The 12,722-nt window shown below is 73.8% G+C and carries 14 protein-coding genes and 1 pseudogene; 8 read left to right on the top strand and 7 right to left on the bottom strand.

Annotation, left to right across the window (positions count from 1 at the left end; genetic code table 11):
- Nucleotides 1-13: 13 nt before the first annotated feature.
- The gene (ssuE, locus tag ACQYWQ_RS24400; RefSeq protein WP_431037474.1) at nt 14-571 is read left to right on the top strand and encodes an NADPH-dependent FMN reductase; all 558 of its coding nucleotides are present in this window, start codon (nt 14-16) and stop codon (nt 569-571) included.
- Nucleotides 572-687: 116 nt separating this feature from the next.
- Nucleotides 688-1,461 (top strand): ABC transporter permease, encoded by a 774-nt coding sequence (locus ACQYWQ_RS24405; protein WP_431037476.1) that lies wholly within the window; start codon nt 688-690, stop codon nt 1,459-1,461.
- 54 nt (nt 1,462-1,515) lie between these two features.
- Here the strand turns inward: ACQYWQ_RS24405 and ACQYWQ_RS24410 are convergent, their stop codons facing one another.
- The 5 genes from ACQYWQ_RS24410 to ACQYWQ_RS24430 all read right to left on the bottom strand — a co-directional run bounded on the left by ACQYWQ_RS24410 (nt 1,516) and on the right by ACQYWQ_RS24430 (nt 5,245).
- Nucleotides 1,516-2,223, bottom strand: a complete 708-nt coding sequence (locus ACQYWQ_RS24410) for an SDR family oxidoreductase (RefSeq protein WP_431037477.1) — start codon at nt 2,221-2,223, stop codon at nt 1,516-1,518.
- A gap of 48 nt (nt 2,224-2,271) precedes the next feature.
- On the bottom strand, nt 2,272-2,832 hold the full coding sequence (locus ACQYWQ_RS24415; protein ID WP_431037479.1) for an NUDIX domain-containing protein: 561 nt from the start codon (nt 2,830-2,832) through the stop codon (nt 2,272-2,274).
- A gap of 104 nt (nt 2,833-2,936) precedes the next feature.
- The gene (locus tag ACQYWQ_RS24420; RefSeq protein WP_431037481.1) at nt 2,937-4,049 is read right to left on the bottom strand and encodes a winged helix DNA-binding domain-containing protein; all 1,113 of its coding nucleotides are present in this window, start codon (nt 4,047-4,049) and stop codon (nt 2,937-2,939) included.
- Nucleotides 4,050-4,053: 4 nt separating this feature from the next.
- Nucleotides 4,054-4,419 carry a VOC family protein gene (locus tag ACQYWQ_RS24425; protein WP_431037483.1) on the bottom strand — a complete coding sequence of 122 codons (366 nt, stop codon included), beginning with the start codon at nt 4,417-4,419 and terminating at the stop codon, nt 4,054-4,056.
- 211 nt (nt 4,420-4,630) lie between these two features.
- A complete protein-coding gene (locus ACQYWQ_RS24430; protein WP_431037484.1) occupies nt 4,631-5,245 on the bottom strand; it encodes a TetR/AcrR family transcriptional regulator in 615 nt (204 codons plus the stop codon).
- Between the two features lie 138 nt (nt 5,246-5,383).
- On the opposite strand from ACQYWQ_RS24430, the gene ACQYWQ_RS24435 reads away from it, so the two are divergent.
- Complete coding sequence (locus tag ACQYWQ_RS24435; protein WP_431037486.1) at nt 5,384-6,805, top strand: aldehyde dehydrogenase; 1,422 nt, start codon at nt 5,384-5,386, stop codon at nt 6,803-6,805.
- Here ACQYWQ_RS24435 and ACQYWQ_RS24440 read toward each other — a convergent pair.
- Nucleotides 6,726-7,100: pseudogene (locus tag ACQYWQ_RS24440) on the bottom strand (GNAT family N-acetyltransferase); the annotation flags it as partial. The gene ACQYWQ_RS24435 and the pseudogene ACQYWQ_RS24440 overlap by 80 nt on opposite strands.
- Before the next feature lie 27 nt (nt 7,101-7,127).
- Complete coding sequence (locus ACQYWQ_RS24445) at nt 7,128-8,060, bottom strand: DMT family transporter (protein ID WP_431039328.1); 933 nt, start codon at nt 8,058-8,060, stop codon at nt 7,128-7,130.
- Between the two features lie 83 nt (nt 8,061-8,143).
- Between ACQYWQ_RS24445 and ACQYWQ_RS24450 the strand changes: the two genes are divergently transcribed.
- The 5 genes from ACQYWQ_RS24450 (at nt 8,144) to ACQYWQ_RS24470 (ending at nt 12,676) form a co-directional block, all read left to right on the top strand.
- Nucleotides 8,144-9,061: a LysR family transcriptional regulator gene (locus tag ACQYWQ_RS24450; protein ID WP_431037488.1), complete on the top strand. Its 918-nt coding sequence runs from the start codon at nt 8,144-8,146 to the stop codon at nt 9,059-9,061.
- Between the two features lie 86 nt (nt 9,062-9,147).
- On the top strand, nt 9,148-9,492 hold the full coding sequence (locus ACQYWQ_RS24455) for an HGxxPAAW family protein (RefSeq protein WP_431037490.1): 345 nt from the start codon (nt 9,148-9,150) through the stop codon (nt 9,490-9,492).
- Nucleotides 9,493-10,086: 594 nt separating this feature from the next.
- Entirely contained in the window at nt 10,087-10,809 is a 723-nt protein-coding gene (locus ACQYWQ_RS24460) for an alpha/beta hydrolase (protein WP_431037491.1), read from the top strand.
- 30 nt (nt 10,810-10,839) lie between these two features.
- Nucleotides 10,840-11,397, top strand: a complete 558-nt coding sequence (ssuE, locus tag ACQYWQ_RS24465) for an NADPH-dependent FMN reductase (RefSeq protein WP_431037492.1) — start codon at nt 10,840-10,842, stop codon at nt 11,395-11,397.
- 274 nt (nt 11,398-11,671) lie between these two features.
- Nucleotides 11,672-12,676 (top strand): trypsin-like serine peptidase, encoded by a 1,005-nt coding sequence (locus ACQYWQ_RS24470; protein WP_431037494.1) that lies wholly within the window; start codon nt 11,672-11,674, stop codon nt 12,674-12,676.
- The last annotated feature ends 46 nt before the right edge of the window (nt 12,677-12,722 follow it).

Genomic DNA, 12,722 nt, shown 5'->3' on the forward strand with positions numbered 1-12,722 from the left:
GGAAGGCACCGTCATGGCTCGTATCCTGTCCGTTTCCGGCAGTCCCTCCGCGACTTCGCGTACTGCTCGTCTCCTGCGTCATCTCGATGAGCGGTTGCGGGAGCGGGGGCATGAGGTGGCGGTCCTGGACGTTCGTTCCCTGCCCGCGGGGCCGCTCCTGGGTGCTGAGTTCGGCCATCCGGAGATCGTTCGTGCGACGCGTGCTTTCGCGGACGCGGATGGTGTCGTGATCGGCACGCCTGTGTACAAGGCGGCGTATTCGGGTCTGTTGAAGACTCTCCTCGATGTGCTGCCGCAGTACGCGCTGGCGGGGAAGACCGTTCTCCCTCTGGCCACGGGTGGTTCCACCGCGCACGTCCTGGCCCTGGACTATGCCTTGCGTCCCGTCCTCACCTCGATGGGCGCGGCCCACGTCGTCCCCGGCTGGTTCGTCGTCGACAAGGACCTCACGGTGAACCCGGACGGCACCCTCACCGTCTCCGCCCCCACCGACGAAGCCCTCACCCAGGTCACGGACACCTTCGCGAGGGCCCTGCACACGGCGTTCCCGAGCCCGCTCCCGGTGGGGTGAGGACGCCGACAGCGACACAGGGCGGGCCCCCACCGGGCGGGCCCGCCCCGCGCGAAGGCCCGAACGGTGCCGGACACCCGCCCGCCCCTTAGCGGGGCCTGACTACTGTGAGGCCCGTGCTCCTGAGTGCCTCGCGGTCCCTGCTGCCCGTCAACGTCACGCTCGGCGTGCTGATGTGCGTCCTGCTGGTGCTCGCCGCCGTCGTCGTCCGGGTCTTCCACCTCAGCCCCGACGAGCGGACGGACCGCTCGCGACAGGTGCTGGTCGCGGGGGTGCGGGCCGCCGTGCAGCTCGGTGTCGTGTCCCTCGTCATCACGTGGGCCGTCGCGAACGTCCTCGGGCTCTTCGCCTTCCTGCTCGTGATGTTCGCCGTGGCGGTACGGACGGCGGGGCGGCGCCTGACGCCCAACGGGACGTGGTGGCTCACCGCCGCCCCGCTCGCCGTCGGCGTCGTACCGGCCGTGCTCGCGCTGCTGCTCACCGGTCTGGTGCCGCTCAAGGGCATTTCGCTCGTGCCGCTCACCGGCATCCTGCTCGGCGGCGCGCTCACCGCGACGGTTCTCGCGGGACGGCGCGCGCTCGACGAACTGCGCACGCGCAAGGGCGAGGTGGAGGCCGCGCTCGCACTCGGTTTCGCCGACCGCGACGCGCGCGTCGAGATCGCCCGCCCCGCCGCCTCGGACGCGCTGCTCCCCGGCCTCGACCAGACCCGCACCGTGGGCCTCGTGACGCTCCCCGGCGCGTTCGTCGGCGTCCTCCTCGGGGGCGCGAGCCCGCTCGCCGCAGGCGCGGTCCAGCTCTTCGTTCTGCTCGCGCTCATGGCGGTGCAGTCGCTCGCGGTCTCGGTGACCCTCGAACTCGTCGCACGGGGGCGGATCAACAGGGACTGAACGCCGCCCCGCCCGGCCCGCTCACCGCCCACGACCCGCGACCGCCCCACCCCCTCACCAGGGCACGACCCGCCCCTCGCGGTCCAGGTAGGCGAGTCCCGGCCTGCCGAGCCGGGACTCCAGTACGTCCATGAGCAGCGGGACGCTCTCCTCGACGGTGTACGGGGCCTCGGAGCCGCCGAGCGCCGTACGAATCCAGCCGGGCGCGAGCAGCAGGATGGAGCGCCGGGTCCCGGACTGCCGGACGGCGAAGCCGCGCATGAACATGTTGAGCGCGGCCTTGCTGCCGCGGTACACCTCGCGCCCGGCCGTCGTGTTGTTGGTGATGCTGCCCTGGCCCGAGGACATCGCGCCGATGAGGCCGTCGTCGGCCACGAGGTCCTCCAGGGCCTCGATGACCCGCATCGGGCCCAGGGCGTTCGTCACCATGACCCGGACGAAGTCCTCCGTCGGGGCCACGCCGACCGGAGTGTCCTCGTCGCTCGTGGTACCGGAGTTGACGAAGAGCAGGTCGAGCCGGCGGTCGGCGAGGCGCTCGCGCAGCGCCGAGACCTGCCCGGGGTCGTCCACGTCGAGCCTCTCGACGGTCAGGTGCCCCGCGGAGTGCTCGGCGAGGTCGGTGAGGGGACCCGGGGCCGCGGGATCGCGGGCGGTGCCGATCACGTCCCAGCCCCGGTCGACGAAGGCGGCGGCGAGGGCGTGTCCCAGGCCGCGCGAGGCGCCGACGAGGAGAGCGGTACGGGGCGTGGTGACGGGGGGCATACGGGTTCCGATCCTCGGGGTTCGGGCTCCCGATGGTAAGGGGGCACGTCACGTATCCGTGTGACCTCCCCGCATGTCCGCACGGCCGGGCGGACACCCGTCCTCCAGGACGACGGGGACACCCGACTCCCGCGCCCCGAGCGCCGCGCGCACGCGGCGGGCGTCACTCGTGACCATGAGGGCGTCCAGGTCATCGGGCCGCGCCCACTCCAGGCCCGTCACCTCCTGCGGCGGCAGGACGAGCGCGGCGATCTCGGCGGGGGAGAGGACGCCGCCCTCGTACACGTAGAGGTGCTCGCCGGGGAAGCGCATGGCCGGGTGCGTCCCGGGGAGCGTGGGCGGGACCCACTCCAGGGCGAGGACGCGCGGGAAGACGCGGGCGAGGCCCAGTTCCTCACGCACCTCGCGGGCGATCGCGGCCGAGGGGGCCTCGCCCGCGTCCACCGCGCCGCCGGGGAGGAGGCAGTGCGGGCGGTAGTCGACACGTTCGAGGAGTACGCGGCCGCGTACGTCCGTGAAGAGCGCGCTCACCCCCGTCCACAGCGCCGCGCGCGAGGCGCCGTACGCGGCGGGGGTGAGCGCGGTGCCGCGGGGCTTTTCGTCCGTCATGGGGCGGTCCCTTCCCCCGCGCGAGGGACATCAGTCCCGTACCCGTACGCGACCTCGGCCCCGTACCCCGTATACGAGGTCGGTCCCGGTCCCCGTACGCGAGGTCAGTCCCGTACCCGTACGTCCACGGGGTGACCTTCCTCGTCCGTCATGAAGGCGAGGAGCCGCGCCGCCTCATCGGCCACCGCGTCCCGCTCCCGCGCGCTGCCGGGACCGGCGAAGAGGTCGACCGTGAGCCTGGTCCGCCCGGCCTTCTCCTTCTTGACGCCCCACACACCGCCCACGAAGCCGTCGACCAGTACGACGGGGCGGACGCGCCCCCCGGGCCGGTAGACCTCCGAGCGGTACTGCGGGTCGAGCACGCGGGTGCGGTCCTGATGCGCGAGAAGGACGTTGTCGTACTCGGGGAGGAACCGGACGGGCACGGGGCCGTCCTCCTCGGGAAGCGGCGCACCCGGCAGGTCGTACAGTTCGGTGCCCTCGGGCGAGCGCAGGACGCGCAACTCGGGTCGCAGGCGCCTGAACACCGCCGTGAGGCCGGTCAGCCCGGACCAGGACTGCACGTCCTTGACCGTGGCGGGGCCGAAGGCGGCGAGGTGGCGGCGGACCAGTTCCCCGGGATCGGGAGCGGCGGCGGGCGGGCCGCCGAGCCATTCCTCCGGCGTCACGTACGTGGCCTGACCGCCCGCACTCCACGCGCCGCCGGGGAACCTCTGCACGACGGGCAGGTGGCAGCGCAGCGTGATGTACGAGAGCGCGGCCGCGTCCCTGTCCGGGTGCGCCGGAAGCAGCGCCTCACCCATCTCGCCGAGGGTGCGCGGCCGTTCGGCGAGCAGGGCGCGTGCCTCGGCGGCGAGCGCGGCCATGTCGAGCCCTTCCGCGCGCGTGCCCATGAAGCCGCGCATCGCCTTGACCAGCGCGGGCTCCAGGCTCGCGCGCAGCGCCAAGTAGTCGTCGGCGGCGAGGACTTGGAGCGTCGCGCGGAGGAACGTGGCGCGGACGGCGTCACGTTCCTCCAGAGCGCCGGCCAACTGGTTCTTGGTGAAGCCTTCGAGCCGCGACCACAGCCCGATGTAGGGCGCCTTCGCCACCTGGGCCTGGAGCGCGAACAGCCGCCGCAGCGCGTCGGGCACCGGGATGCGCTCGCGCGCGAGGAGCAACTGGCGGGCGAGAAGAGCCCGGTTGAGGGCGCGGAGCGAGAGTGTCGTCCCGGGCACGGGCTCAGACCGCGGTCGTGACGCAGAACGGGTGACCCGCGGGGTCGAGCAGGACGACCCACTTGTCACCACCGGGCTGGTACTCCGGCTTCGTGGCCCCGACAGCGGTCAGATCCCGCACCGCCACGGCGATGTCGGCCACGCCGAAGTCGAGGTGCATCTGCTTGTCGTCCCCCGGCCAGGACGGGCTGCGGAACCCGGCCGCCCGCTGGAAGCCGAGGCGCTGCGCACCGTCCGGCGTGCCGATGAAGACGAAGTCGTCGCTCGCGTGGAGCGTCTGCCAGCCGGTGAGAGCGGAGTAGAAGGAGGCGAGTGCTCGCGGGTCCGGCGCGTCGAGCGTGACGGAGGCGAGGTGTCCGATGGCGGGCATGAGGAGATCCTTTCCACGGCATGGCGGATGCGGCCCTCGCGCGGGGCACGAGAGGCGTGCGTGAGCCTAGCGCCCGGGTCGGACAACCCGGCGGCGAACGAGCGGCGACGGGCCGGTGCGGGGCAGGACCCGGCGCGAAGCCGGGCCGGTACGCGAAGAGGCGGCCCCGTACCCCGTACCCGCGCGGCCTCCCCGTCGCCGCGCCCCGTCCTCAGCCCCCCACCAGCGCCCGCGCCGCCGCCACCACCGTCGCGCGCCGCCGCGCCCGCTCCTCGTCCCCGCCCGCCGGCGCGGCGCCCGCGCCGGCGGTCTCCGTCGCGCCTTCCGCGCCCGCCGGGCCGCCGCCCGCCGTTCCCAGGGGGGAGCCGCTCAGGGTCAGCAGGACCAGGAGGTCGCGCAGGGACTCCGGCGGGAGCGTGCTCGGCACGGTGCCCGCGCGCTGGGCTGCGGCGATCCGCTCGGCCTTGTCGTCCTGCGCCCGCACCACGACCTCGGGGACGGGCGAATCGGGGCGTTCGAGGCCGCGCCAGGCCGCGAGACGGACCGCCGCCGGGTGCGCCTCGTGGTAGTCGAACAGGCGCCCCGCGTAGCCGGGAAGGTCGTCCGCGTCGAGCGGGACGGCCTCGGTCAGCTCCGTGACGACACGGCTGTACACGGTGTCGAAGAGGTCCACCTTGCTGCCGAAGTACCGGTAGAGCAGGGCGTTGTTCACCCCGGCCACCGTGGTGATGCGGTCGACCCGCGCTCCGGCGATGCCGTGGCGGGCGAACTCATCGGTGGCCGCGGTGAGGATCTTGCGACGGGTCTCCTCCGCGTTGCGCGCCATGACACCAGCGTACCGAGGACTTAAGTAGGCGCCCACCTGCATCCTTCCCGCAGCCACTTGCGCCGGTCCCTCCGGCGCTCTACGGTCGAGAAAGTAGGCAGTTACTTACTTGCCTTTCCGATCCGTCCGGGAGGACCCGTGCTCACCTACGACTCGCTCTACATCGGCGGCCGCTGGACCGCCCCCGCCACCTCCGACCGCGTCGAGGTCCGCTCGCCGCACGACCGGTCGCCCGTCGGCAGCGCGCCGCTCGCCGCGCCCGCCGATGTGGACGCCGCGGTGGCCGCGGCGCGGCGCGCCTTCGACGCGGGGGAGTGGCCGGGGCTCGCGCCCGAGCGGCGCCGCGCGCTCGTGGAGCGTTTCAACATCCTGCACGCGGCCCGTGCGGAGGAGATCGCGCGGCTCGTCACGGCCGAGAACGGCACGCCCGCGTGGTTCACGGGCTCGCTCCAGACCTCGCTCGCCGAGCAGACCGGGGCCTTCCTGCGGGCCTCGGCCGTCCTCGACCACGAGGAGGAACTGAGGGACGGCAGCCTCGTGCGGCGCGAGCCGGTCGGGGTCGTCGCCGCGGTCATCCCGTGGAACGCGCCGCACCAGTCGGCGCTCGTCAAGGTGATCCCCGCGCTGCTCGCGGGCTGCACGGTGGTCCTGAAGGTCGCCACCGAGACACCGCTCGACGGGCTGCTGCTCGGCGAGCTGTTCACCGAGGCCGGTTTCCCCGAGGGCGTCGTGAGCATCCTGCCCGCGGACCGCGAGACCAGCGAACACCTGGTCCGCCACCCCGACGTGGACAAGATCGCCTTCACGGGCTCGACGCGCGCGGGCCGCCGCATCGCCTCGCTCGCGGGTGAACAGCTCAAGCGCGTGAGCCTCGAACTCGGCGGCAAATCGGCGTCGATCGTCCGCGAGGACGCCGACCTGGACGCGCTCGCCGCCGGTGTCCCTTTCCTCGCCTTCAGCAACAACGGCCAGTCCTGCGCCGGGCACACGCGGCTGCTCGTGCCGCGCTCGCGGTACGAGGAGGTCGTCGAGACCGTCCGCGCGGCGGCCGAGAAGGTCACGTACGGCGACCCCGCCGACCCCGCGCACTTCGTCGGGCCCCTCGTCTCGGCGGCGCAGCGCGCACGCGTGCGCGGCTACATCCGCTCGGGCCTCGACGACGGCGCCCGCCTCCTCGTCGGCGGCCTCGACGTCCCGGCGCACCTGGAGGGCGGCAACTACGTGCGGCCCACGGTCCTCGCGGACGTGGACAACTCCTGGCGTGTCGCGCGCGAGGAGATCTTCGGCCCGGTGCTCGTGCTCATCCCGTACGAGGACGAGGACGACGCCGTCCGTATCGCGAACGACTCCCCCTTCGGCCTCAGCGGCGGCGTCTGGACCACGGACCCCGACGCGGGCCTCGCCCTCGCCCGCCGTGTCCGCACCGGCATGGTCCTCGTCAACAGCGCGGCCCCCGGCTACGAAGCCCCCTTCGGCGGTTTCAAGGCGAGCGGTATCGGGCGCGAGTTCGGGACGGTGGGACTGGGCCAGTACCTGGAGTACAAGACGATCGCGCGGTGACGCGACGCGGAGCGGGGGCCGCGGGCGTGCGCCCCGTGACCACCGTCCCCCACCCCAGCCGCAGCGCCCCCACCGTCTCGTCCTCGCTGGTCTCGCCCGTCGGCGTGAAGCCCAGCCGCAGGTAGAAGGCTTCGGGGCCGTCCGGGCCCGGGTGCCAGGTCGTCGTCAGGAGGTCCTTGCCCCGGCGGCGCGGCTCCTCACCTACCGCCGTCACCGCGAAGCGCCCGTAGCCACGCCCCTGGGCGCCCGCGTCGATGTCGAGGCGCCACAGGCCCGAGCGGAAGTCGGTCCCGTCGGCGCGAGGTGGGGCACGGGCGCCGGGCTAAGGGGCGGACACGTTCCCCGCCAGGGGTTTCCCCGCGTCGTACGGGGGCCGCACGGCGCCCTTGTCGCGGTGCGCGCGTTCCACCGCCTGCCCCCAGTACGTCCCCGCGAGCAGGAGCGCGGCGCCCGCCGCCGCCCACGCCGTCAGGTGCTCGCCGCCGAGGGCGAGGCCCGTCACGACCGCCCACACGGGCTCCGTGCCGAGGAGGAGGCTCGCGCGGCTCGCCGAGGTCCGCTGCACCGCCCACGTCTGCGCGAGGAAAGCGAACACACTGCACAGCAGGGCCAGGTACAGCAGCCGCGCGCCCGTCGCCGGATCGCTCGCGGCGAGCGCCCCCAGGTGCGGCACGGTGAGGGGCAGGAGCAGCACGGTCCCGGTCACCATCTGCACCGTGGTGAGGTGCAGCGCGTCCACGCGGTGCCGCGCGGTGACCCTGCCGACGAGCGCGACGTGCCCGGCCCGTACGACCGCCGCGGCGAGCATCAACAGGTCGCCGCCACGCGGCAGTCCGAGCCCCTCGCCACCGGCCCCGATGAGCCCGACCGCCAGGACGCACAGGAGCGCGGCCGCGTAGAAACGCGCGGGCAGCGGCGGCCTGGTGCGGTCGAGCGGGGGCGTGAGCACGATCGTGAGGCTGATGAGCAGCCCCGCGTGCGCCGCGCTGGTGTGCGCGACCCCGTACGTCTCCAGGACGAGCACCGCCGCCTGCGTCACACCGAGCAGCCCGCCCGCCCGTACCTCCGTACGCGTCCAGGCGCGCCGCCGCACAAGGGTCACGGCCCCGCACGCGAGGGCCCCGAGCGCGTACCTGGCGAAGAGCACGGCGAGGACGGGCAGGACGGCCGTCGCCGACTTCGCGACGAGATAGCTGGAGCCCCAGACGAGGGCGACGAGGACGAGTACCGCATCGGTACGGCGCACGGCGAGCATGGGTCCCACGCTGCCCCACCTCGTACGTTGAAGACCAGGGACCAGTTTCTTCATCGAAGGTGTAGTAGCGCTAAAATGTCCGCGTGGACGAGCGACAGCTACGGATTCTGCGTGAACTCGGCGAACTCGGCAGCGTGAGCGCCGTCGCCGAGGCCCTGCGCGTCACCCCCTCGGCGATCTCGCAGCAACTGCGCCTGCTCCAGCGCTCGGTGCCGCTTCCGCTCACCGAACGCGCGGGCCGCAGCGTCGTGCTGACCGAGGCGGGACGCGTGCTCGCGGGCGCGGCGGCCGAGGTCGAGAGCGCGCTCGCCCGTGCCCGGCACACCCTGGCCGACTACGCGGGACAGGTCGCGGGCGAGGTCTCCGTGGCCGCCTTCTCTAGCGCCGCCGCCGCCTTCTTCCCGCCGCTCCTGCGCGCCTGCACGGGACCGGAGGCACCCCGGCTCGCCCTCACCGACGAGGACGTGGCCCAGGACCGCTTCCCCCCGCTGACCCGCGCCCACGACCTCGTCCTCGCCCACCGCCTCGACCACGCCCCGCCCTGGCCGCCCACGGTCACGGCGACGACCCTCCTGCGCGAACCCCTCGACGTGGCACTCCCCACGGGGCACCCGCTCGCCGCGCACGACACCCTCACGCCCGCCCAGGTCGCGGGCGAGCCGTGGATCGCCGTCCACGACGGCTTCCCGCTCCTCGCGACGGTCGACGCGCTCGCGACGGTCGCCGGGCGTCCCCTCCGACTCGTCCACCGGGTCAATGAGTTCACCGTCTCGGCGGCGCTCGTCGCGGCGGGCGGCGGACTCGCGCTGCTCCCGCGCTGGACGGTCGCCGCCCACCCCGGCGTGGTGCTCAGACCGCTCGACGGAGTGCACGCCCTGCGGAACGTCGACGTCCTCCACCGCCCCGAGCGGACGGCACGGCGCGCGGTCGGCGAGGTCCTGAGGCTGCTGGGCAGGGTGGCGGACGAGGTGCGGGGCGGAGAGGCGGCGCCCGCGCTGTGACGTGGCTCTCTTGCGCGCCGTTCTCCCTTTCCCCGTAGACGAGTTGACCGATCATGGGAGGCCACGACGACGGGGGGAAGCGTGAGATGAGCCAGTACGACGAGGGTCATACGGTCGCGGGGTGGACGGGTGCGGCCATCGCGGTCGCCGGTTCCGCGTGCCTCGCTGTGGCGGTCGTCGGGTGGACGCCCGGCCGGTACGTCGGCCTCGTCCTCCTGGTGGTGTCCGCCGTGGTCACCTGGATACTGCACCTCGCGGGCTGGGGCAAAGCCGCGGGACCGCGCCCCCGTGACCAGTGGGGAGTGCGGGACACCGCCGCACGCGCGGGCCACCCCGGGTGCTTCGCCTGCCGGCTCGCCGGACGGCGCGGCGAGCGCACCGAGGCGTCGAAGAAGGCGCGTACGGGGGCCGGTACGGTCCAGGCGGGCTGACGGCACAACGCCCGGCGTCCTCGGGAACGCGTGGCGGGCCCGGCCGCCCGTGGCCTGCCGCCCGGCCGCCCCGCGTGTGGCGTGCGGCCGCCCCGCGTGTGGCGTGCGGGACCGCGTGCGGGGAGGCGCCCGAGCCCGTTCGGCCCTGACGGGGGCTCGGGCACCCGCCCGTACGGCGCGCCCGCCCGCCGCTCACCCCGCGGTCCCGGCCCATGAGACACCCCCAGGTGTCCATTGACAGCCCCGCGGCCCCCGCCGCAGGATGTGGGACATGCACACGACTCACCCCGGTGTGGTGTGCCGCTACGTGGACCTGCGGCGCACTTCCAGCGCCCTCTGTCGCTGATCCACCGCCCTCCCGGCCCGGCGGCCGCCCCTTCCCGCCGCCCCGGTGCTCCGGTCGCTCCCCTCCCGAGCCGCTTTCCCCTCCCGCCTTTCGCGCCCCGGGCCCGCCTGCCCCGACGCCCGCGCGGGCCCGCCGTGCCCGGCGCCGAACCTCCCGGCGTGCCTACCCGGCCGCCGCGCACACCGCCCCCGCCGCGCACACCCGTCCGCGCACACCCGTCCGGCCCACGCCCCTTCAGGAGTACGCACATGAGTGACCTGCTCGACTTCCATGCCCCTGACGGTTTGCTGACACGTGGCACGGTGCTTGTCGTGCCGGGTCGGGGTGAGACCCCGGAGACGTATACGCGTCTGGGTGCCCGGCTGGCTTTCGACGCTTATCGGGTGCGGGTGCTCGCGCCGCCCGGGGGGACGTTGACGGCCCGGGACCTGACGGACGCGCTCCCCGCGGAGAGCACCGCTCCGGTCGTGTTGCTCGGTGTGGACGCGGGCGCGGTGGCTCTGGCGGCGTTGTATGCGAGGGGGGACGTCCCCGGGGCCGACGCGCTGGTTCTCGCGGGGCTTCCTGCCCCCGGGCCGGTTGTTCCGGAGGCTGCCTCCTGGGACGAGGAACTCGGTATCCGTACGGCCTGTCCTACGCACCGGGGCCGGTTGACCGGGGACGTGGGGGTGCGGCGTGGTGCGCTCGCCGAGCCCGTCCCGCCCGCGCTCCTGGCCGCCGCCTACGCCGCTCGTCCCGCCGTTCCGACGCTTGTGCTGAGTGGTGAGCTGGACCCTCTCGCCGATCATGCCGCGCTCGCCGGTCTGGCGAAGTCTCTTGGGCGCGCTCGGTATGTGCTCGTGCGTGGTGCTCACCACGATGTTCTCAACGATCTTCAGCATCGCTCCGTGGCCGCCGAAGTCGCCGGTTTCCTGGAGACCTTGCGTGAACAGCTCGTTCCGCGTGTCGCCGTGCAGTCCAGCGCGTGGTGACCCGCTTTTCCTCCCACGGAAGGCACCGTCATGGCTCGTATCCTGTCCGTTTCCGGCAGTCCCTCCGCGACTTCGCGTACTGCTCGTCTCCTGCGTCATCTCGATGAGCGGTTGCGGGAGCGGGGGCATGAGGTGGCGGTCCTGGACGTTCGTTCCCTGCCCGCGGGGCCGCTCCTGGGTGCTGAGTTCGGCCATCCGGAGATCGTTCGTGCGACGCGTGCTTTCGCGGACGCGGATGGTGTCGTGATCGGCACGCCTGTGTACAAGGCGGCGTATTCGGGTCTGTTGAAGACTCTCCTCGATGTGCTGCCGCAGTACGCGCTTGCGGGGAAGACCGTTCTCCCTCTGGCCACAGGTGGTTCCACCGCGCACGTCCTGGCCCTGGACTATGCCTTGCGTCCCGTCCTCACCTCGATGGGCGCGGCCCACGTCGTCCCCGGCTGGTTCGTCGTCGACAAGGACCTCACGGTGAACCCGGACGGCACCCTCACCGTCTCCGCCCCCACCGACGAAGCCCTCACCCAGGTCACGGACACCTTCGCGAGGGCCCTGCACACGGCGTTCCCCACCCCTGTGCCGGTGGGCTGAGCGCCGCGCCCGGACGACGACCCGCCCGGGGCCGCCCAGGGCGGGCCCGGGTGACGCGGGAAGCGCCGAAGGGGCAGGCCCTGCGGCGCTTCCCGCTTCGTTGCCCATTTGGCTTGTTGAGAACCTGTACAGCCGCGCCCCGAACGCCCACGCTGAACTGCGCCGCTCCTGACGACTTCCGTTGGACAACGTTGTCAGGCCGGTGACTCCGCCGCTCGCCCTTTCAGGCGGGCGGCGGCCCCCGCAGTCACGCAGGCGAGAAGGGAACAGCCGAATGAGAGCGAGAGCAGGCGGCATCGCCGCCCTGGTCCTGGGAGCGGTCATCTGGTCCGCGGCCCCCGTGAGCGCCGCCCCCGCCGAGGGCGTTCAGCGCACGACGATCGGCGCGGCCGAGCGCGCGACGGCGCTGCGGTTCTGGACGGACGCCCGCTTGCGGTCCGCGCGGGACCTCGACGCCCCGCCCGCGGCGTCCACCCCGCCCGCCGCCTCCGCCGCCGGTGGGCGGCAGGCGGCCCCCGGGACCGGCGAGGAGGTCCGGGTGGCACCCCTGCCCGCACCGGGCGCAGCCGCCGCGGCCCCCGCGCTCGCCGCTTCGGACCCCACTCCGTGGACCGGCGGCGGTCTCATCTCCACGACCGCGGGGAAGGTCTTCTTCCAGAACGCCGGCGGCGGCACCTTCGCCTGCTCGGCGACCGTCGCCAACGCGGACAACAAATCGCTCGTCCTGACGGCGGGCCACTGCGTCGTGGACGCGGGCACGGGCGAGGTCTACCGCAACTGGGTCTTCATCCCCGGCTACGCGAACGGCGACCGCCCCCACGGCACCTTCACCGCTTCGTCCCTCTTCCACCTCGACCAGTACGTCGCCACGGCGGGCAACGCCAACTACGACCTCGCCTTCGCCCGCCTCGCCCCGCTGGACGGACGCAGCCTCGGCGACACGGTCGGCGCGCAGGGCATCGCCTTCAACGCGGCGACGGGGCGCGAGGTCCACTCCTTCGGCTACGGCGGCTCGGCGGCCGAGGGCAACGGCGAACGGCTCAACCACTGCTCCGGTGTCGAGTACCCGGACGCGGGGCGCGAGGGCTCGACGATGTGGGGCATCGACTGCGTGCAGACCGGGGGTTCGAGCGGCGGCGCCTTCCTCGCCGACTTCGACGCCGGTTCAGGGGGCGGCTACCTCGTGGGCGACATCAGCGTGAGCGCGGGGAGCAGCGAGTACCACCCCGTGCTCGGCAATGAGGCCCTGGACCTGTACCGCCAGGCCGGAGCCGCCTGACCCCCACGGGACAGCCGGCCGGTCCCCCGTGCCGCTCAGGGGGCCC

Origin of the sequence: Streptomyces sp. P6-2-1 (assembly GCF_050613165.1) — a bacterium.
Lineage (GTDB): Bacteria > Actinomycetota > Actinomycetes > Streptomycetales > Streptomycetaceae > Streptomyces.

Excerpts from the sequence above, each read along its gene's own strand:
- ACQYWQ_RS24455 (WP_431037490.1), top strand. The coding sequence starts at position 9,148 with ATGAGCCAGTACGACGAGGGTCATACGGTCGCGGGGTGGACGGGTGCG.
- ACQYWQ_RS24470 (WP_431037494.1), top strand. The coding sequence starts at position 11,672 with ATGAGAGCGAGAGCAGGCGGCATCGCCGCCCTGGTCCTGGGAGCGGTC.
- ssuE (WP_431037474.1), top strand. The coding sequence starts at position 14 with ATGGCTCGTATCCTGTCCGTTTCCGGCAGTCCCTCCGCGACTTCGCGT.
- ACQYWQ_RS24445 (WP_431039328.1), bottom strand. The coding sequence starts at position 8,060 with ATGCTCGCCGTGCGCCGTACCGATGCGGTACTCGTCCTCGTCGCCCTC.
- ACQYWQ_RS24460 (WP_431037491.1), top strand. The coding sequence starts at position 10,087 with ATGAGTGACCTGCTCGACTTCCATGCCCCTGACGGTTTGCTGACACGT.
- ssuE (WP_431037492.1), top strand. The coding sequence starts at position 10,840 with ATGGCTCGTATCCTGTCCGTTTCCGGCAGTCCCTCCGCGACTTCGCGT.
- ACQYWQ_RS24425 (WP_431037483.1), bottom strand. The coding sequence starts at position 4,419 with ATGCCCGCCATCGGACACCTCGCCTCCGTCACGCTCGACGCGCCGGAC.
- ACQYWQ_RS24430 (WP_431037484.1), bottom strand. The coding sequence starts at position 5,245 with ATGGCGCGCAACGCGGAGGAGACCCGTCGCAAGATCCTCACCGCGGCC.
- ACQYWQ_RS24410 (WP_431037477.1), bottom strand. The coding sequence starts at position 2,223 with ATGCCCCCCGTCACCACGCCCCGTACCGCTCTCCTCGTCGGCGCCTCG.
- ACQYWQ_RS24415 (WP_431037479.1), bottom strand. The coding sequence starts at position 2,832 with ATGACGGACGAAAAGCCCCGCGGCACCGCGCTCACCCCCGCCGCGTAC.